This is a genomic window from Polaribacter sp. L3A8 (assembly GCF_009796785.1).
Classification (GTDB): domain Bacteria; phylum Bacteroidota; class Bacteroidia; order Flavobacteriales; family Flavobacteriaceae; genus Polaribacter.
In genome coordinates this window covers 847,611-868,127 of the sequence record NZ_CP047026.1, presented here as the reverse complement: position 1 = coordinate 868,127, position 20,517 = coordinate 847,611, and the positions used below count along the sequence as shown (strand labels likewise).

At 29.3% G+C, this 20,517-nt stretch carries 12 protein-coding genes and 1 pseudogene; 7 read left to right on the top strand and 6 right to left on the bottom strand.

All coding sequences use genetic code 11. The features are described from left to right. Positions 1-33: 33 nt before the first annotated feature. Positions 34-957 (bottom strand): tRNA (adenosine(37)-N6)-dimethylallyltransferase MiaA, encoded by a 924-nt coding sequence (gene miaA, locus GQR92_RS03270; protein WP_158837780.1) that lies wholly within the window; start codon positions 955-957, stop codon positions 34-36. Then, complete coding sequence (locus GQR92_RS03265; protein ID WP_158837779.1) at positions 958-1,785, bottom strand: ion transporter; 828 nt, start codon at positions 1,783-1,785, stop codon at positions 958-960. Between the two features lie 193 nt (positions 1,786-1,978). Here GQR92_RS03265 and GQR92_RS17900 point away from each other — a divergent pair. From GQR92_RS17900 to GQR92_RS03245, 3 genes and pseudogenes are all read left to right on the top strand, one after another. Further along, a pseudogene (locus GQR92_RS17900) lies at positions 1,979-3,223 on the top strand (DUF4331 family protein). 76 nt (positions 3,224-3,299) lie between these two features. Then, on the top strand, positions 3,300-4,595 hold the full coding sequence (locus tag GQR92_RS03250; RefSeq protein WP_158837776.1) for a tetratricopeptide repeat protein: 1,296 nt from the start codon (positions 3,300-3,302) through the stop codon (positions 4,593-4,595). A 21-nt stretch (positions 4,596-4,616) separates the two neighbouring features. Beyond that, positions 4,617-6,845, top strand: a complete 2,229-nt coding sequence (locus tag GQR92_RS03245; protein WP_158837775.1) for a TonB-dependent receptor — start codon at positions 4,617-4,619, stop codon at positions 6,843-6,845. 97 nt (positions 6,846-6,942) lie between these two features. Here the strand turns inward: GQR92_RS03245 and GQR92_RS03240 are convergent, their stop codons facing one another. The 3 genes from GQR92_RS03240 to sbcD all read right to left on the bottom strand — a co-directional run bounded on the left by GQR92_RS03240 (position 6,943) and on the right by sbcD (position 12,374). Beyond that, entirely contained in the window at positions 6,943-7,398 is a 456-nt protein-coding gene (locus GQR92_RS03240; RefSeq protein ID WP_158837774.1) for a GNAT family N-acetyltransferase, read from the bottom strand. Between the two features lie 108 nt (positions 7,399-7,506). After that, entirely contained in the window at positions 7,507-11,160 is a 3,654-nt protein-coding gene (locus tag GQR92_RS03235; protein ID WP_158837773.1) for an AAA family ATPase, read from the bottom strand. Positions 11,161-11,171: 11 nt separating this feature from the next. Continuing rightward, positions 11,172-12,374 carry an exonuclease subunit SbcD gene (gene sbcD / locus GQR92_RS03230; RefSeq protein ID WP_158837772.1) on the bottom strand — a complete coding sequence of 401 codons (1,203 nt, stop codon included), beginning with the start codon at positions 12,372-12,374 and terminating at the stop codon, positions 11,172-11,174. Between the two features lie 602 nt (positions 12,375-12,976). Between sbcD and GQR92_RS03225 the strand changes: the two genes are divergently transcribed. The 4 genes from GQR92_RS03225 (at position 12,977) to GQR92_RS03215 (ending at position 17,041) form a co-directional block, all read left to right on the top strand. Further along, positions 12,977-13,405 carry an FKBP-type peptidyl-prolyl cis-trans isomerase gene (locus tag GQR92_RS03225; protein WP_158837771.1) on the top strand — a complete coding sequence of 143 codons (429 nt, stop codon included), beginning with the start codon at positions 12,977-12,979 and terminating at the stop codon, positions 13,403-13,405. Between the two features lie 600 nt (positions 13,406-14,005). Further along, positions 14,006-14,929, top strand: a complete 924-nt coding sequence (locus GQR92_RS03220) for a hypothetical protein (RefSeq protein ID WP_158837770.1) — start codon at positions 14,006-14,008, stop codon at positions 14,927-14,929. Positions 14,930-15,312: 383 nt separating this feature from the next. Then, positions 15,313-15,444 (top strand): hypothetical protein, encoded by a 132-nt coding sequence (locus tag GQR92_RS18105; RefSeq protein ID WP_302849598.1) that lies wholly within the window; start codon positions 15,313-15,315, stop codon positions 15,442-15,444. A 688-nt stretch (positions 15,445-16,132) separates the two neighbouring features. After that, the gene (locus GQR92_RS03215) at positions 16,133-17,041 is read left to right on the top strand and encodes a hypothetical protein (RefSeq protein WP_158837769.1); all 909 of its coding nucleotides are present in this window, start codon (positions 16,133-16,135) and stop codon (positions 17,039-17,041) included. Positions 17,042-17,335: 294 nt separating this feature from the next. Here the strand turns inward: GQR92_RS03215 and GQR92_RS03210 are convergent, their stop codons facing one another. Next, entirely contained in the window at positions 17,336-19,972 is a 2,637-nt protein-coding gene (locus GQR92_RS03210) for a zinc-dependent metalloprotease (RefSeq protein WP_158837768.1), read from the bottom strand. Positions 19,973-20,517 lie beyond the last annotated feature (545 nt).

Sequence of the window (20,517 nt, the reverse complement as noted above, 5' to 3'; positions counted from 1 at the left end):
AAAGATATAAAAGTGAGTGAATTACAAAAGTTTTTATAGTTTTGATATGTTAATTTTATCAGAAATTTCAGTAATAATGGTGTTTATATCGGTTTGATAATCGAACCACAAGGTGTTTTTATCCCTCTTAAACCAAGTGCCTTGTCGTTTTGCAAACCTTCGGGTGTTTTTTTTAATTTCTGAAATGGCAAATTCTTTGGTAAAATCACCGTCAAAATAAGAGAACAATTCTCTATAACCTACCGTTTGTAGAGCATTTAAATTTTTATGAGGGTATAATGTTTTTGCTTCTTCTAGCAAGCCATTTTTTATCATGATGTCTACACGCATATTTATTCTATCGTAAATAATTTGTCGATCTGCGTCTAATCCTATTTTAATAGAAGTAAAATTTCTAGGTGCTTTGGGTTTGTTCTTAAAAGTAGAATAGGGAATACCAGAACCTATACAAACCTCTAAAGCTCTCATTACTCTTTTTGGGTTTTGTAACTCTATTATGTTATAAGTCTCTAAGTCTAATTCTTTTAATTGTTCTTGTAGTACTTCTACACCTTCTTTTTCTAATTGTAGATTTAACGTTTCTCTAATTTTCGGATCTACTTCGGGGAAATAATCCAATCCTTTTAAAACTGCATCTACATATAAACCAGAACCACCAACCATTATTTGTACTGGGTTTTCTTTAAAAAGTTCGTCTAGTTTAGCAAGTGTATCCCTTTCAAAAGAACCTACATTATAATCTTCAAAAACACTTCTATTTTGTATAAAGTGATGTTTTGCTGCTGCCAATTCATCTGCATCTGGCACTGCGGTACCAATTGTCATTTCTTTGTAAAACTGTCTAGAATCACAAGAAATAATATCACTCTTAAAATGATTTGCTAATTGAATACTTAACGCTGTTTTACCAATTGCGGTTGGCCCTACAATGGTAATTAAAAAATTATTAGAAGTCATTTAGTTTAATTTACTACCACAATTGTAACAGAATTCTGCGCCATCTTTATGGTTTTCTTTCCCACAGTTTGGGCAAGCTTGTGTGTTTGTATGTATTTTATTATCGGTATTTTTAGTCATTTCCGAGCTTACAATTCCTGTAGGAATGGCAATAATACCATATCCTAAAATCATAATAATGCTAGCAATTAATTGCCCTAATGGTGTTTGTGGCGCAATGTCTCCAAAACCAACTGTGGTTAAGGTAACAATTGCCCAATAGACACTTCTAGGAATACTAGTAAAACCATTTACGGCTCCTTCTACCATATACATAATGGTTCCTAAAATGATACATAATATCACTACAAAAAATAAGAAAACTGCTATTTTTGCTTTACTTGCTTTTAAAGCTATTAACAGTTTATTAGATGCACCAACATATCTTGCTAATTTTAAAATTCTAAAAACTCTAAGTAAGCGTAATGCTCTTAGTGCAGCAAAATGATGAGAACCAACAATTACAAGCGATAAGTATTTTGGTATGGTAGATAGAAAATCGATAATACCGTAGAAACTAAAAATATATTTAAAAGGTTTGTTTATGGCAACAACCCTTAATATATATTCTATAGAAAACAGAATGGTAATAATCCATTCAGAAATATTTAAATAGGTATGATATTTAGCATCAAAACTTTCGATACTTTCTAGCATCACCAATAAAATACTAGCAATGATGGCAATTAATAATATTACATCAAAAAATTTACCTTCTTTAGTGTCTGCTTCATAAATAATTTCATGGAGTCTGTGTTTCCAAGAAGGTTTCTTATCGTTTGTATTCAATTTTTATATAAATTTCTTTTTACAATACTACAAATATTTACTGATATAACATTTTATTTCTACTGTTTTTCTCTTTGTTTACAAGGGGTTTTAAAAATAATTAAAAAAAAACAAACTTTTTTAAAACCAAAACAACTTTCTCCTCGTAAGTATCTGTGAGATTCAATTAAATATTAACTTAAAAACTCACACAATGAAAAAAAGTAAAATTTTAGTAGCAACCGTTTTCGCAGCGGTTATCGGTTTAGTTACAGTTGCAGCAGATCATATAGACGCTCCTGCATCTAAAGGTACAACAGCAGACATTACAGACTTCTATGCGTTTCAAGGAGAAGACACAAACAATTTAGTATTTGTTGCTAACGTGCAAGGGTTATTAAGCCCTACTGCATCTGCAACGGCATCTTTTGCAGAAAATGTTATGGTAGAATTTAATATTGATACCAATAATGATATGGTAGAAGATTTAGTAATTCAGGCAATTCCAAGAGATGGTAAAATGTATTTTTTCGGACCTTTTTCTCCATCAACAACAGGATTAAATAGTACTGTTAATGAAATGGCAACAAAATCTGAAGTTGAAATTTCTAAGTATGGTGCTTCTGCAATTGTTGCAAATACAAACGGAATGAAACTTTTTGCAGGACCAAGAGATGATCCTTTCTTTATGGATTTTGCACAATACGGAGCTATTGTTGGTGGTATGGCTACAAGCTTTAACAATCCAGGAGCAGATACTTTTGCAGGATCTAATGTGCTTTCTATTGTAGTAGAAGTACCTAAATCTTCTATTGGTGGTTCTGGTAAAATTAATACTTGGGTAACATCTAACGCAAAACAATAATTATAATCAACTTTAAAAAATAATATCATGAAAATTTATAAAATAAAATATTTAGCAGTAGCAGTATTATCTCTTTTTGTAATGAGCTGTACTAATAACGATGATGACAATACTATGGTAGAAGCAGGTGCAGATTTTTCTGGTACGTACGCTCAAAAAGATCAAATGGGTAGACCAGCAATAAATACTGTTTTTGTTTCTGCTGATAGTAAAGATGCTTTTAACGTTACTATTCCTTCTAATCAAGGAGCTATGTTTCAATCTATGTTTGAGGCTAATTTAAAAGGTTTAAGCCCTGCTTTTGCAAACGATGGAGATAAAAATGCATTAGGACAAGATGCAGCAGCATTTACAGGTTTTTTAGCCGCAGATGTTTTAAATGTTTCTTTAGATGGTACCACTACATTTTACGATGGTAATGCAGCAAATACACTTTCTGGTAGAGCATTAGCAGATGATGTAATTACAGTTGAATTATTATTGATTTTTGGAGGTGAAGATTTTACTGAAAACCCAGATTTTTCTAATGATCATGTAGATGGAAACGATAAAGAATTTTTAATATCTTTTCCATACTTAGCTTCTCCTTGGTAGAATGCTTTGTTAACTGGCGCAAATCGGGGGACTAGCGCCAGTTTTTTTTTATCAAACTAACTAAAAAATATAAATTATGAAATCTATCCAACTAATTTTATTATTTGTAACTTTTTCAATAGCAACTAGTTGCACTACAGAACCAAACAAGCAAATAACAAACGTAAATGACTATAATAGTTATTTAACAACTACTAAAAATATAGCTTTAGAGAACTCAACATCAGAATATAATTTCTGGAAAACAAAGCTAGATAAAACACCAAACCAATTTCCTTATAATGCAAAATTAGCTGCAGCAAATACCACCATGTTTAAAATTACGGGTAATATTGATGCACTAAAAAAAGCAGAACAAAACTTATTAATTGCCAATGAAAAAACAAATTATAATAGCGCTGGTTATTTAAGAAGTTTGGCAAGAAACTATATTTCTCAACATCGTTTTAAAGAAGCTTTGGCTTTGGTAACAAAAGCGGAATCTATTGGTGAGAATTTACAACAATCACATTATATGTTAATTGATGTGTATTTAGAATTAGGAAACTTACCTAAAGTAGAAGAATACTTATCTAAAGTGAAAAATTTTAAAGATTTCGATTATTTAATTAGAGTCTCTAAATACAATGATCACATAGGTAATTTAGACAATGCAATTAAATATTTAGAAGCAGCATTAGTTATTGCAAAATCTTCTAACAATACGTATTTAACGCAATGGAATTATACAAATTTAGCAGATTATTATGGTCATGCAGGTAGAATTAAAGATTCTTATAATACGTATTTAAGTGCCTTAGCATTAGATAAAAATGATAGTTATGCTAAAAAAGGAATTGCTTGGATTGTTTTTTCTCACGAAAGAAATCCTGCAGAAGCATTGCGCATTTTAGAAACAGTTACAAAAGAAAACGCAGCGCCAGATTATCATTTATTAAAAGCAGAAATTGCAGAGTACATGGGAGATGTTGTCGAAAAAGAAAATCAAATTAAAAAATATGTAGCAAAAGTAGCGAATAAAAAATACGGTGTAATGTATCATAAATACGACGTTTTATTATTTGCAGATGATGTTACAAAAACAGAAAAAGCAATAACACTTGCAGAACAAGAGGTTAAAGGACGCGCTACTGCACAATCTTACGATTTATTAGCTTGGTCTCACTTTAAAAACGGAAATGTAAAAAAAGCGCTAGAAATCTCTAGAAACCATGTAATTGGTAAAACTTTTGAACCAGAAGCTTTATTACATACGGCTTATATTTTAAAAGGAAATGGAGAAGTTGAGGAAGCTAGATTGTTAAAAACTGAATTATTAGGTGCCATATATGAGTTAGGTCCTTTAACAGAAAAAGAGATAAAAAATATTTAAATTCGCAAAAAAATTATGAATATGAAACAAAAATTAATATTTCTTTTTGCGATGATACTTTGTTTACAGTCTTTTGCACAACAATTAAAAGGACGTGTTGTAGATGATTTTAAACAACCTGTAGAGAATGTGTATATCTACAATTCTGTAAAAAATACGCATACACACACAACTGAAAATGGTAGCTTTATTTTAGAAAACACAGTAGCTAACGATGTTTTAGAAGTTGGTCTTTTAGGTTTTGAAAAAAGAGAAATTATTATAACTAAAACCGATATAGAAAACGGAATTACAATAGCGTTGGTTTCTAAAATATTTCAGTTAGATGAGTTGGTTTTACGTAAAGAAATGAATGCTTTAGAAACTATTACAAAAGTAGATTTAGAGTTAAATCCGGTAAATTCTTCGCAAGAAATTTTAAGAAAAGTTCCAGGTTTAATTATTGGTCAACATGCAGGTGGAGGGAAAGCAGAACAAATATTTTTAAGAGGTTTTGATATAGATCATGGTACAGATATTGCGCTTTCTGTAGACGGAATGCCAATTAATATGGTTTCTCATGCACACGGACAAGGATATAGCGATTTGCATTTTGTAATTCCAGAAACGATTCAGAAAATTAATTTTGGTAAAGGACCTTATTATGCAAATACGGGCGATTTTAATACTGCTGGTTATGTAGATTTTTCTACCAAAAAGGCGATAAATAACAATACGGTTTCAGTAGGTTTTGGAGATTTTAACTCGCTAAGAACTTTAGGGATGTTTAATTTGTTAGATAATAAAAAAGATCAAAACGCGTATGTTGCTGTAGAATATATAGAAACAGATGGCGCTTTTGAGTCTCCACAAAACTTTAATAGAGTTAATATTTTTGGTAAATACAACGCTTTTATAAATGATACCGACAGAATTTCTTTAACAGCATCACATTTTACAAGTAGTTGGGATGCCTCTGGGCAAGTACCAGAAAGAGAAATAGCAAACGGAAATATTAACAGATTTGGCGCTATAGATGATACTGAAGGAGGTTTTACTTCTAGAACAAATTTTAACGTGGAGTTAAATAAAACCTTAGATGATGATTCTTTATTAAAAGCAAATGCATTTTACTCTCATTATAATTTTGAGTTGTACTCTAACTTTACTTTCTTTTTAGAGGATGCTGTAAATGGCGATCAAATTAAACAATTTGAAGATAGAGATATTTTTGGAATGAATGTACAGTTATCTAATATTGTAAATTACGGAAACGTAGAAGCTACGTATACAAAAGGAGCAGGGTTACGTTACGATTTAATAAATGATATTGAATTATCTCATACAAAAAATAGGTCAGAGACATTAAATCAGATTCAATTAGGTGATGTAAAACAAACCAATATGTTTGCCTTTTTTAATGCTGATTTTGAAGTTGGTAAATTTAAAATATCACCTTCAGTACGTTTAGATTATTTTAAGTTTTTATATAATGATCGATTAAATCCAACTTATAAAACGCTGTCAAAATCGGAAGCAATTGTAAACCCTAAATTGAACTTTTTATTTACACAGAATGATAATTTACAATGGTATTTAAAATCTGGAATTGGGTTTCATTCTAACGATGCAAGAGTAATTTTACAACAAGAAACAGATAAAATTTTACCAAGAGCTTATGGTGCAGATTTTGGTAATATCTGGAAACCTACTAAAAATTTAGTATTAAACACGGCGGTTTGGTATTTGTTATCTGAAGAAGAATTGGTTTATGTTGGTGATGCTGGTGTAATAGAACCTTCTGGTAAATCAGAAAGATTTGGTTTCGATTTTGGATTAAGATATCAATTTACAGATTGGTTGTATTTAGATACAGATTTAACGGCTACAAAATCAAGAAGTTTAGAAAATATTTCTGGGGAAGATTACATTCCTTTATCGCCAGATTTTACAATGTCTGGAGGATTATCATTCTCTAATCTGGGTAACTTTTCTGGAGGCTTACGCTACCGTTTTATAGATGATAGACCTGCAAATGAAGATAATTCTATTGTTGCAGATGGTTATTTTGTAAGTGATTTTAACATCAACTATAAAATGAACGACATTACTTTTGGTGTAGCTTTAGAAAATATTTTTGATGTAGCATGGAATGAAACTCAGTTTGCAACAGAAAGTAGATTACAAAACGAAACGGAATCTGTAGAAGAAATTCACTTTACACCAGGAACTCCGTTTTTTGCAAAAGCAACAATTACATATACGTTTTAAGTAAATAATATTAGTTAGTTTTAGTTGGATAAAATGTCTATTGCAGCAATGTGGTAGACATTTTTATTGATTGATAATTTTACTATTTTAAGTCAATTTATTTTAATGTCTTTTCAAAACAAACACTGTTTTTAGCTTTTGCATATTCTCCGAAATTAGAAATTTCATTATATTTATTCTTTTCATAAAAAGCAATTGCGTAAGGTTTTTCTTTAAGAGTTTCTAAAATACATTTTTCATAATTTAATTCACTACTCCAGTTTTCTAATTCATTTAATATTATTGATGCAATTCCTTGTCCTCGATAATTTGGTTTTATGTACATTCGTTTAATCTCTATTTCTTTTATAGAGAATTCTTTAATTCCTCCACAACCAATAGGTTCATCTTCTTTATTATAAGCAACAATAGTGTGTTTTATTTTGTCGATATTATTTAATTCTCCATAAAAAGATTCTTCTTCTTTGTAATATACACCCAAATCAATATCTAATTCTTTTACCAATTTTATAAAATCTAGATTATCTGAATTTGTTCTTTTAATGGTAGTCATTTTTTGTTTTACTATTTTAGTTTCTTAACGAGGTTTTACTTTGTAATTTGGATAAAAAACTGATTTATAATCTCTTTTATACTTAGGTTGTTTATAAAAAATAATTTTCTAAATTACCATAACTCCACTAACACCGTTACTTTTTTTGGTAATTTGAATCTGAGTAGGTATACGCTCTTTTAAATTTTCTACGTGAGATATTATTCCTATTATTTTGCCTTGCGATTGTAGCGTTTCTAGGGTAGAAATTACGGTTTCTAGCGTATTGCTATCTAAAGTACCAAAACCTTCATCAATAAAAAGAGAATCTATTTTTACATTTTTACTCGCTAAATCAGATAAACCTAAAGCCAAAGCCAAACTAATTATAAACTTTTCGCCACCACTAGAAGTATCTACCAATCTTGCTTGATCTGTTTGATAATGGTCTATTAAATTAAAATTAAGCTCTTCTTTCGGTTTGTAGTTATCTTCCATTTTTAAAGAATACCGCTTATTTAATTTGTACAAATGTACATTGGCTAGGTCTAACAGATGTTTTAAAGTTAAGCGTTGTACGTACACATTAAATGCGTCTTTAGAATTACCGATGATGACAAAGAGTTCTTTCCAAACTTTACAAATTTCTGCTTGCGCATCAATTTTTTTATAGGTCTCTTGGTTTCGATTTCTAATTTCTTGATCCTTTCTTAAAGCTTCAGTAATTTTACCTTTTTCTGTTAAGAAGTTATCTTTTTTACTTTTAAATTCTTTTAAAGTTTCTTTACTTTCTGTTTCGGTGATTTCAAAATTTCTAGATTTATTTAGGGTTTCTATTGCTTTTATATTTACCTCTTTTAAGGTTTTAATTTGTAGTTCATTCTCTTTTATGCGCTCTTTGTTTTTAGTGTATTTTTGTTTGTCTTCAACCGAAAGTAAAGCACTTTCTATATTTTCTTTAGAGGTAAAATCACTGTTTTTTAATTCTGACTCTAGTGTTATTTTTAAGGTTGTTAATTTATCTTTTAATCTTTTTTGCTCTGTATTATTTTCAACTTTTAAAGTATCTTGTTTATTTTTAGCATCTATTAATTTTTGCAATGCAGTAGCACTCAATTTTGCCTTTTCAACCAGTTTATTTTTTACAAGTTGCAAACTATTTCTTTTATTTTCTACAGAAATATCAATAGGTAAAATGGCAATTCGTTCGGTTTTTAATTGCGCTAATTTTTGTGTGGTATCACTTATCGATTTAAGATATTCAGTTTGTGTTTTTAAATAAGTTTCTAATTGTTTTGTATGGTTTTCTAACTTGTTGTCAATTACTTTGGTAGCTGCTTTTAAAGCCTCTAAATTCTTTTCAGTTTTCAGAAACTGAGAAATTTGTATTTCAATTTCTTTAATAAATATGTTTGTATGTTCTGGTGATGGTAGCTGATACTTAAATTTAGAAAGTTTGGTTTTAAGACCCGTTTCTAAATCTGCACAAATTTTAGATAAACTATCGATAGATTTTTGAACCTGTTCAATATCAATTTTTGCATTTTTATTTTTTTCTTCAAGTGTTGCAACCGTGGTTTTTAAAGTAGAAACTGCTTGGTTTTGTATTTCAATTTCTTTTGATAACCTATTTTTGTCAAGTTGTAATTGTTGTGCAATTTTAATGTTTTCATTTAAAACTTTAAGTTGTTCCATTAATAAATGTATCTCAAGATCAATTTGAGTACTATTGCTTAAATTACATGTAAGATTTAATTGTTTTGCATTCGTTTCAATCGTTTTTAACTCATTTATAATGGTGTTAATTTGCTGCGATAAACTATCTATTTTAGTGTTTAATTGAACTTTATGTTTATCTAAAGTGGTTTTAGAATCAATTAATTTATGTAATTTTTCCTTTCTGTTGGTAAGTTCTAATTCAGATTTAGAAATATTAATTTCAACTAAATGTTCCGTAAACGGATGTTCTTTAGAACCACATAAACCACAAGGTTCTCCGTTAATTAAATGCTGACGGTCATTTTCATATTTAGCAACACTTTTTTCTAACTCTAAAATTTTAGAGGCATCTAACACCGATTTTTCTTGAATTTCTAGTTCTTTTTTTGAGGCTTCTATTTGTTTTTGAAGGTTTTCTAAATCCGTAGAAAAAGATTTTTTACTTGTTTCTAAAGTTGTTTTTGTTATTGTTGATTTTTGATGTTGTTCTGCCAGTGTTTTAAATTGTTTCCAATTTGTTTCTAAGGAAAGAAGGTTGTCTTTTTTGGTGATTAAATCACTTATGTTATTTTTATTTAGTGCTGCATTAACAACGGTAATTTCTTTCTCTATCTTTTTAAATGCAGTTATTTTTTGCAGAAGTATTTCATTATTGGTTTTTAAACTTTCGGTAGTTTTTATGATGCCTTCTTTTTTCTGATTAATTGATAAAGCACTAGTATTTAATGTTTCTTTACGTGCTTTTAAAGTGGTTAAACCGCTTGTCCAATCAGATATTTCTAAAGCTACTTCCTTTAAATAAATGTTTGTAGAAATATAAGTTTCATCAATTTTAATAGTTGCTTCTGTAACCGTTAATTCTTGCTTTAATTTTTGTTGATCAACTTTTAAAACATCAATTTGTTGCGTTAATTCGGTTAATTTTTCTTTTGATTTTTGGTTGGCTGCAGCTTCATTTTTTAACTCACTATCTAACTTTGTAATTGCATCAAATTTTGGCAACCAAGCAGAAAACTCTTTCTCAGAAACGTCTATTTCTAGCGCTTCTTTTTTCGAGATAAGCTCTAAACTTTCAATTTGTGGTTTTAGAACAACGATTTCTTTTTCAATTGTTTTTAATTGATTTTCTTTAGCGATAACTTCTTTTTCAGTATTGTTTAAATTCTGAATTAACTCTTTAAAAGGCGCTGCTTTTTCATGTAAGGCTAATAAATTTAATTCAGGTTGATGCTTCTCTATAAAGACCGCTAAAGTTATAGCGTTTTTATCTAGAGTTTCAGACTGTACCATCAATTCTTGTAATTGCACATACCAATTTACAATAAGTTGCGTTGCTGTTAAATCCTTTTCTGTTTTTATAATTTCGGCATCTAAGGTTTTGTTTTTTTGTACTAATTCTGCTTTAGCATCTTCCGTTAAAACATCATCTGCATTAATTTTAGATTGAATTTCTACTAATTTTTTTTCTTCTTTCGATTTTCGATCTAAAATACCTTGCCCAATTTTTTTATAAATCTGCTCGCCTGTAATTTGTTCTAATAAACGTCCTTTTTCAGGTCCTTTGGCAGTTAAAAAAGAAGCAAATTCTCCTTGTGCTAACATTACAGATCGTAAAAACTGATTGTAATCTAATTGTGTAACCTGAGTTATGTTTGTAATTAAGTCTCTTTTTTGAGTTGCTAAAATAGTATCTGTTGTTAAGTTTTTTAAACTGACTTCTTCTTTAGCGTTCTTGTATTTTTTTCCTTTTTTATCAGCAATTCTAATTCCCCAAAAGGCTTCGTAAACGGTTAGGTCGTTTTCGAAAGTAATTCTACTAAATGCATCATTAGCGCCATGACTTACAACATCTATTAAAGTCCCTTTTGTACCATTAAATCTTGGTACATTGTGGTATAAAGCAATGGTTATGGCATCTAATATTGTTGTTTTTCCTGCACCTGTAGAACCTGTAATTGCATACAAACCAACATCTTTAAACTGTTCGCTTTCAAAATCTATTACAGTAGCTGCGTCTGATTTTAATGAATTTATATTTTGTAATTCTATCTTTAAAATTTTCATAGGAAGCTGTCTTATTGGTTTTTAACAGATTGTAAAATTTCATTAAAAGCATCTTTAACTTCGGGTTTGTTTTCTAAATCATAGCCCATTTCTTCGCATTTTAATTCAAAAACTTCCATTGGCAAGAGTTCTTTTATCGATTTTGTTTCGGCTAACAATTCTTCAATACCTTTGGTATTTCGTTGTTTTTTTAAAGCAATTTTTAAAATTTCAAAAGGATATTGTTCTGCAGCATTTTTTAAATCGTCTGTATTTACAGTATGTGCTTCTTTAAGTGCAATTTCTACCCAAGGTGTTAATTTGTAAGCGTTAGAAATTATAGTTGGAAACTGAGCAATACATGCATCAATGGTTCCTTCTAATTTATAAAAGTTTCTAAAATGCGGAATTATAGCATCTTCAATCGAACTAATTTTATTGTTTTCTATTGTTAAAACAATTATTTTTTTATCATATTTTAATTCGCTAAAACTTAAAATATTGGGCGATCCAGAATACCGTATTTTATCATTATTACCAATTATTTGAGGTCTGTGTAAATGCCCAAGTGCCACGTAATCAAAATATGTTGGAAAATCTTGGGCACCAATATGTCCTAAGGTTCCAACATAAATATTTTGCTCACTATCACTAATAGAACCACCAGTTGCAAATAAATGTCCCATGGCAATTACAGGTGCATTACTTGTATTTATGGCTTCACATTGTTTGGCTGCGGAATTGTAATGATTAATTAATGCTGTTTTGTATTTATCTGTTAATTCATCAAAAGTTTCGCCTGCAACTGCACGTCTAATATCTCCATCTCGTAAATAAGGTACAGCTGCAATAATTACTGTTTCATCATTAATTTTAATTTCAAAAACTTCATCTTCTATATGTTCCGTTGCTTTACCAACTACTTTAATAGAAAGTGCGTTTAAAATATGTTTTGGTGCATTTAAAGTACCTGGAGAATCATGGTTTCCACCGGTAATAATTATAGATTTACATGTGGTGCCGTTAAGTTTTACTAAAAAACTGTAATACATTTCTAAACTTTGGTTCGATGGAGAACCAGTGTCAAAAACATCGCCAGAAATTAAAAGTACATCAATTTTTTGCTCAATAATGTAAGTTTCAATCCAATTTAAAAATAAAGATTGTTCTTCAAATTGAGATTGTTCGTGCAGTCGATGTCCTAAATGCCAATCGGCAGTGTGCAGTATTTTCATTTTCTTTCAATTTTTTTTAACTTATGCAGGATACAATATTAGTATAAAATTCGATTTTTAGATGGTATTTAATAGTTGATATAGCTCTTAAAATATAGAGAGCTAAAGTACCTTTTTTGAGTTAAAAAAACAGCAATCAAAATGAGCTATTTATGTCATTTTATAATTGAGATTTAAAAATGTAGGAGGAAAGTTTATATAAAAATTAAGCATTAGTTATTCGTACGAGTTTTATAAAAAAATGATGAACCTTTATAAAGGTGTATTAATTTGGTGCTGTTATTGTAGTAAAATTGTTATCGGAATTTAATATTTTTATAATAAGGATGCAGGTTTTACAAAGTTGTCATAAATACTTCTTAAAACTGACAAAGTTGCGGATGAGTTATGGTGGTAATAAATTAAATTAAAAAAGAACCTTATTGCTGCTGTTTGTCCTTATTAGCCGATTACAGCCTGTTCTGTTCCTTTTAGAAGTAGTTATTTATAAGGTTTTTATTTTTTTGGCTTGATTTTGGCGGATAATCTTTCTGTAAGTTTAAACTAAAAGAGTTTTGTGTAAGAATTATGCAAAATCTATTTTTCAAATTAAATAAGATAGTATGAGTCAAGTAAAAGAAAACAATACAGTAAAAGTACATTATACAGGTAAATTAGCAGACGGGCAAATTTTTGATACGTCTGAAGGAAAAGAACCTATAGAATTTACTTTAGGAGAAGGAAGTTTAATACCTGGTTTTGAAAAAGGTTTAATTGACATGAAAGTAAGTGAAAAGAAAACCATTACAATTGTTAAAGAAGAAGCATACGGAGAGGTAAATAAAGATTTAATTCAAGAAGTAAATAAATCTGATCTTCCTCAAGATATGGAGCCACAAGTAGGTATGGGACTAGTTTCTAAATCGCCAGACGGTAGAGAAATGAATTTAATGGTTGTAGAAGTAAAAGATGAAAGTATTGTAATAGATGGTAACCATCCTTTAGCAGGTAAAGATCTTGTTTTTGATCTAGAAGTTGTAGAGATTAAATAAACTACCAATACCAATTATAATACAAATATAACACTATCCTAAAAATAGTGTAAGTATAAAAATTCAGGGTTAAATTATTTATAGTTTAACCCTGTTTTTAATATAATTAATTTTTTTTTATTATTTTATGCCCCACTTGATGTTAATAAACAGATTTCAATACAGTGTTGTTTTTAGCAAGGGTAAATTTATTTTTTAGTGTGTTTTCTTAATTTTGTTATATTTAAGATTGTTTTAAAATAGATAAATGACTTTCTATTATTTTTTTAGACCTCTTAATTTTTTATTATCAGCCTTCAGAATTTGTGTTTTTCTTTAAGGATTCATTAACTACTTTGATATTTTTTTTCTTTTCTTCTAAAAACTGCGATCAGTTATTTGATGTGTTTTTTTTAGATTGTTACGACTCAAAGAGGTTTTTTAGTTATCAGTTGTTATGTTTATAAAAGTAGAAATCATAAATTAGAAGAGATGATAGCGTTTTTTTTAAACTATAAAGCCTATTTAGATTGATAGTTATACAGGTTGGTGCAGGATGGGAGGAGTAGGTGTAGGAATTATTTTTATGCTTTTATCAACTAACCTAAACCTAAATTAAAAATGAAAAAACAACAAAATTTAAAGTATGTAAAAAAACTATTAATAGTTTTATTAGTAAGTACAGTTATGGGCTGTAGTAGTGAAGATGATTCTGAATCAACATTGCAAGATGTTGCGAGCGATGAAAACCAAGAACTTCTTTATGACCTAGAAAATTTAACAAGCGCAACAAATTGCAATGAAACAAGGTTTCCAAGCCTTGGAGATGATGCATTAGCTGGTAATGCTTGTTCTGATATAACCAACCCTGTAAATATAGGAACCTTAGATTGTAGAACTAATGTTGGTGGTTATAGTCATCAAACTGTTACTTTAGCTAATGGATCAAGGAGAACTTATGGAGTTTATTCTTTAACAGGGTCGTCTTCTAGATATCCTACAACAAAATGTAGAGTAGAACGTTCTTTTCAGCCTGTAACTAGAGGAGTCAATAAAAATATTAGGTTTACCTCTAGAATTATTTTGGATGACTTAAGTAATTCTGAAACAAATTTTGCACAGGTACATTCACAAGGAAAAATAATGGATGGTTTAAGAAAAGGAGAAATAGCTGCTAGTGCTATTTTTGGAGTACAAGCTGTAAAAACATCTAACCCAAATCTTTACAAAGTAACTGTAAGCCATTCTGTAGAACCGTTTACAGATCAAAGATCTGGTAGAAGAACAACTTCATTTTTAAAAAACCTTGTTAAAGGAAGAGAATATATTTTAAATGTAACAACAGGATATAGTAGTAAAAATAAACATTTTTCGATTATAAAAATATCGGAAGCAAATGGAACAGGAACTAAATCTGTAACCCTTAGTCATACTTATACGGCAGAAAAGGCAACTCTTAGATATGGTGGTTATGTTGCAAGTGATTCTGGCGATACAACTGCTAAAATAAGATTTAGAAACACAAAATTGTGTAGAGTTAATTAATTTTAGCACTATTTTTCTAGTCACAATAAAAGCTATCCAATTTATGGGTAGCTTTTTCATTTTAAATCGTACTTAATAAATTTCATTTAACTTGTGGTATGCTGATTTTTTATTAGGTTCTTGTATTGCGGTATTATTAATTTTATTTGGGTAATAGTTATAATAACACAAATTAAAACAATTTATAAAACAGGAGGTACAGTATACGTCAGGATAGGTATAAACTAATTTCATTTTAAGTTTACAAAAAGAGTGAATGTTTATAGTGAACAATTCATTCTTATCAACTAACCTATCCTACAACAAAGTGTAGAATAGAACGTGATTTTTTACCTGTAACTAGAGGTGCAAATAAAAATATTAGGTTTACAGCTAGAATTATTTTGGATGATTTAAGTGATTCTGAAACAAATTTCGCACAAGTGCATTCTCAAGGTACAATAGCAGATGGTTTAAGAAAAGGAGAAGTAGCTCATAGTGCTATTTTAGGGGTACAAGCTGTAAAAAACATCTAACCCTAATCTTTTTAAAGTAAGTGTTAGTCATTCTGTAGAACCGTTTACAGATCAAAGATCTGGTAGAAGAACATCTTCTTTTTTAAAAAACCTTGTTAAAGGGAGAGAATATATTTTAAATGTAACAACAGGATATAGTAGTAAAAATAAACATTTTTCGATTATAAAAATATCGGAAGCAAATGGAACAGGAACTAAATCTCTAACCCTTAGTCATACTTATACAGCGCAAAAAGCAACTCTTAGATATGGTGGTTATGTTGCAAGTGATTTTGGTGATACTACTGCTAGAATAAGATATAGAAACACAAAATTGTGTAGGGTTAATTAATTTTAGCACTATTTTTGAGTTACAATAAAAGCTATCCAATTTATGGATAGCTTTTTTATTTTAAAACGATATTTAATAAAATTTATTTAACTTATGGTTATAGCTATTTTTTTATTAAGGTTTTATATAGAGGTATTATTTATTTAACTATAAAAAAAAGATAATAATTCATTTTTTAGGGAGATGTAACTATCTTAAAAGTACATAGCATCACAGTTTAGAACAGAACAGGTTAGAGCGTGGTAAGACAGTATACCTCAGGATGGAGGTAAAATGATTTAATTTTATGTTTACAAAAAGAATGAAGGTTTATAGTGAACAAATCATTCTTATCAACTAACCTAAATTATAATTAAAATGAAAAAACAATTAAATTTAATGACTTTAAAAACACTGGCAATCGTTGCATTGTCAGCAGTTGCAATTTCTTGTTCAAACAATGACCAAGAAGTATTGGAAGATGACATGAATGCTATTCAGGATGAAAGTTCTGCTCCTGAAAGTAATAATTTAACTTCCGCATGTAGTTTCGGTAATCAAAAGTATACTTATTCAGGTGGTTTTGATGTTAACAAGAATGTTAATACAGAAATAGACGATAGATCTTGTCCGTATAATTATGTTCAAACAACCAATGGTACAACGTATACTTGGGGAGTTTATAGACTAAGAGCAGGTACAAGTACTGATGGACTACAACCAAGAATAGAAAGAGCTAGTAAAGTGGTGACAAACAAAAAAAGCGGAAATTATGTTAGTGTAAATGGTGTTGTTAGAATTAAAAAAGCAGGAGACGGCGCATCTACATCTACTAATGGTGATTTAGGTAACAGTAATGGTACTTATTTTATACAAGCTAAAGGAACTCATAATGGTGGAGGCGGATCTCCAGATCCAGCAATTTGCTTGTTCGTAGCTAAGCCTATTAAAGTAAATGGTGTACAGTATTATGATATTTACCGTGAGCAAATAACAGTACGTGGTGGATCAGGTGCTGGAGGAAGAACATTGTTTGGCCCTATAACAAGAGTAAGACAAAATAGAGATTTTAATGTTAATGTAACTACAGGTTTTCATCAAAACCCAGGACAAGCTTTAACTCATTATGTAAATGCGAATATAAATGGAGTAACTACTAACTTTCAAGTTCCAAGAGCAGATTTAGCAAAACAAGCTAAATTACGTATGGGAGCTTACCGTTGTAAAGGTGGTGAAGCAGAAATATTATGGCGTAGTGTAACTTCTGGTTTTAGAAACAATCAATAATTTATTATAATCAGAACAAATGACTGCCTGAAAATTAATTTTCAGGCAGTTTTTTTATGTAATAACTTTAATAAAAAATGGTTATTATGCTATAATATACAATAGAGCAGGTATTCTGTTTTTAGTATGGTAAACCTAAATATCTTATAGCTTTAGTTGGTTTTAATTAAAAATAGCTCTTTTATTACTAATGTTTAGGGTGCTTTAAATTGTTGTTTATTTAACTAATTTAAAGCGAGATAAATAGTGTGATACAGAATAAATACTGTGTGTTTAATATCTATTTTTAGCAATCTAATTGATTATTATTTTTTTAGAATAAGAGTTATTAGAATCTGTAATTCTTAAAAAGTACACTCCATATTTTAGTCTTAATATGGAAATGTTTTCATTTAAAAAGGTAACCTCTGGTAGGTATTTAGAGTAAATAAGTTGACCGTTAATATTAAAAAGTTCTATATTTAATTTTTTATAAGAATGAAGCGCTTTTGCTTTGATACTAAAATTTCCAGAATTTGGATTTGGAAATACCACAAAATTTTTAAAAACGTCATCTTTAAAAATAACATTTTTCTCTTCTTTTTTACATAATTCTATAAACCAAGAATTTAAAACGGCATAGTTTTCAAGTCCAATATCGGTAAGTTCAATAGTCCAATCTCCTTTAGCATCTTCATTATTAAAGGTTGATAATGCGTCGTTAAGTGATTTTTGACGAATATTAGAGCCACTTTTTAAACAGTTAAAAGCAATAGATTCATCATCAAAAACAGTAATTAAGTTTTTTTCAATAGAACAACTATTGCGTGTTTTAAGTGTAATTTCGGTGCCCTTTGGGCTTTTAATTGTTATTTTTAAGTCTCCAATATTAGCGTGTGCTATATTTACACCTATATTAATGTCTGATATTATGTTAGATTCTGCTACTGTTATAGTATGTGTTACAATAAAAGGTAAAATCTGATCTTCATTAAATATCTGTAAATCTAAATTTTGTTCAGATTCATAATTCGTACAATTATTAAAAAGTGCTACATCAATGGCAATGTTTTTTTTATTTATGGCAAAGAAATTGTTATTAGAAGCCTCTAGCATAAATCGGCATTCAGACGAAGTTATATTTGGAATATTAAAAGTGTAAGCGCCATTGTTGGGTATGTTTTTAGCAATAACCCTATCATAAGAAATACCACCATTTGTAGAAAGTAATAAATTTAACTGCTCTGCACCCAATAGTTTATTGGTGTTATTTACCTGCCATTTAATGGTTTGAGAGCTTCCTTTTGCTATTGTTATATTATCTTCTGCAAAATTTATAATTTCAAAAGGGCCATAGGCATCATCAAATGTAATTTTAATATCATCAAAATTAGTGGCTGCTTCTAAAGGAATATTTTCTCTAGTTGTTAATCTAAAATTTGCAGATCTAGAAATATTGGGTATTTTTTCCCATTGGGTACTATTTAAGCCAAATCTAAGGTCTGTAAGGTTAGGAAAATACCTAACAGAATTTGTAGTTGGCGGATAACTTCTAAATAAAACAGCATCTGGGTCTTTTAAGTCTGGGTTTGGATATACTGTTTTTGCGCCATTATCATTTATTTGCTCCCAGCAGTAGGTTTGTTTATTTTCATTATTAGGTAAAGCACTTAATTTAAAAGGAGTGCCAATGGGTAAAAGTAAATCTGTTCTTGTGTTTGTTGTATTTGAATTGTTGTTTAATACGTTAGTAGTGCCACAAGTAGTATTGTTTAGCGTATTTTTTATTTGTTCAATTGATATGCCATGAAAATAAGCATCGTTTGCCAATTGAATGTTAGATGATTTTCCTAACCCAGAATATCCCATTATTGTAGATCCACTACCAGGTTCTACTTGTACTTTAGTTCTTTCGTTTCCTCCGGCAGTCCATGTGTGGTTAGCGCCTAATTGATGACCTATTTCATGTGCAAGCAAACTAAAATCAAAATAAAAACCAGTAGGTGTGTTGCTAGACGAATATGCGCTTCCTTTTTTACCACTTTCACATATACAACCTATGCAATTGGCATTTCCTTCTATGCCTACAGCAGATAAAAGGTGACCTAAATCGTAATTAGAATCGCCTATTACTTCATCAAGGTTTTGTTGTAACTCTTCTCCATACTCGGATGAGAAATCAGAATATGGATCGGTTTCTTCATCAAGATAAATAATAGCATCATTATTTTCAGCCAAAACAAAAGTTACATTAAAATCTCTTTCATAAACGGCATTTATATTCGTTAAACTAGCAACCAAAGCGGCATTTACATCTGCTAATGAGTTGCCATGAAAACTAGAATATTCACCAGTTACAGACAATGCTATCGTAAAAACTCTTTTTTGAGAAGTATTCTTTTTTAATATACCTTTTTGTTTTAAATTATTGTTTTTAACGCTCGTTTTGCATGAAAAAGGTAATAACATTTCATCTGAGGGTGTTTGAAGAATAGAAAAACTATTTTTTAAATGAGTATTTGGTTGATAAAATACAGAATGATCACTTGCTAAAAGTACACCAGAAAAACCTTTGTTAGGTGAGAGGCTAAATCTTAAATAATTAGAAGGGGTATCTATGCCGTAACCTACATAAGATTTTATACTAGCATATTTTTTTTGCATTGCATTTTGCATAACAGATAACTCAGTGATTTTAAATCTTTCTAGTGTACCATTAGCATTCGGAAAATAAATAATGTTTTTTTCTTTTTTTGAAAGCGTGTTTAAACCTTTTGTATTATTTAAAGCAATGCTCAGTTTGTTATAATCAAAGCTATAAACTGTTGCTTCTTTGCTTTGTTCAATATATTTTGATGGATTTAATTTAAATAATGAATTATTTTGAGCTGTCCCTAAAAAAAAGGATAAACAAAAAATAATAGTTATAAAAAAATGAAAATTAAGTTTCATTTGTTAGTTGTATAAGAGGTTAATATTAGTGTAACAAATAGTGATTAAAGCCATTTTTTTATTTAAAATAAGTTGTCTTTTAAAAAGAAGAATCATCAGTTGGTTTGGTTTAGCTTGTAGTTAAAAAGTATAGAATTATTTAGTTGAGGTAAGGTTTAATTTAGAAGTTTTCTTAAGGTATTCTTAACGAATAGACTAAATTATTTTTTTTTAAGTTCACATTATTTGTATTGTAAAAAGAGAAATTTTTATCAAGATAAATATACAAATTAATTGAGGTAAATTTTCTACTTGAAAACAATTATTTATGTTGAAGTTTAAATAAAACCTTATAAATAGGATGTTATTTTTAAAAGTAGAATACTAATTTTAAAAACTTGTCATAGATATCACCTAAATACTACTTAAAACTGACAAAGTTAGGGATCCGTTTTGGTTCCTTAAAATTATATAAAATAAGGTGCTTAAATTGTTTTTTGTTGTTATAAGTTAATCATTGCGTGTTTTGTTTCTTTTAAATGGAGTTGTTTAGGTGTTTTTATTTT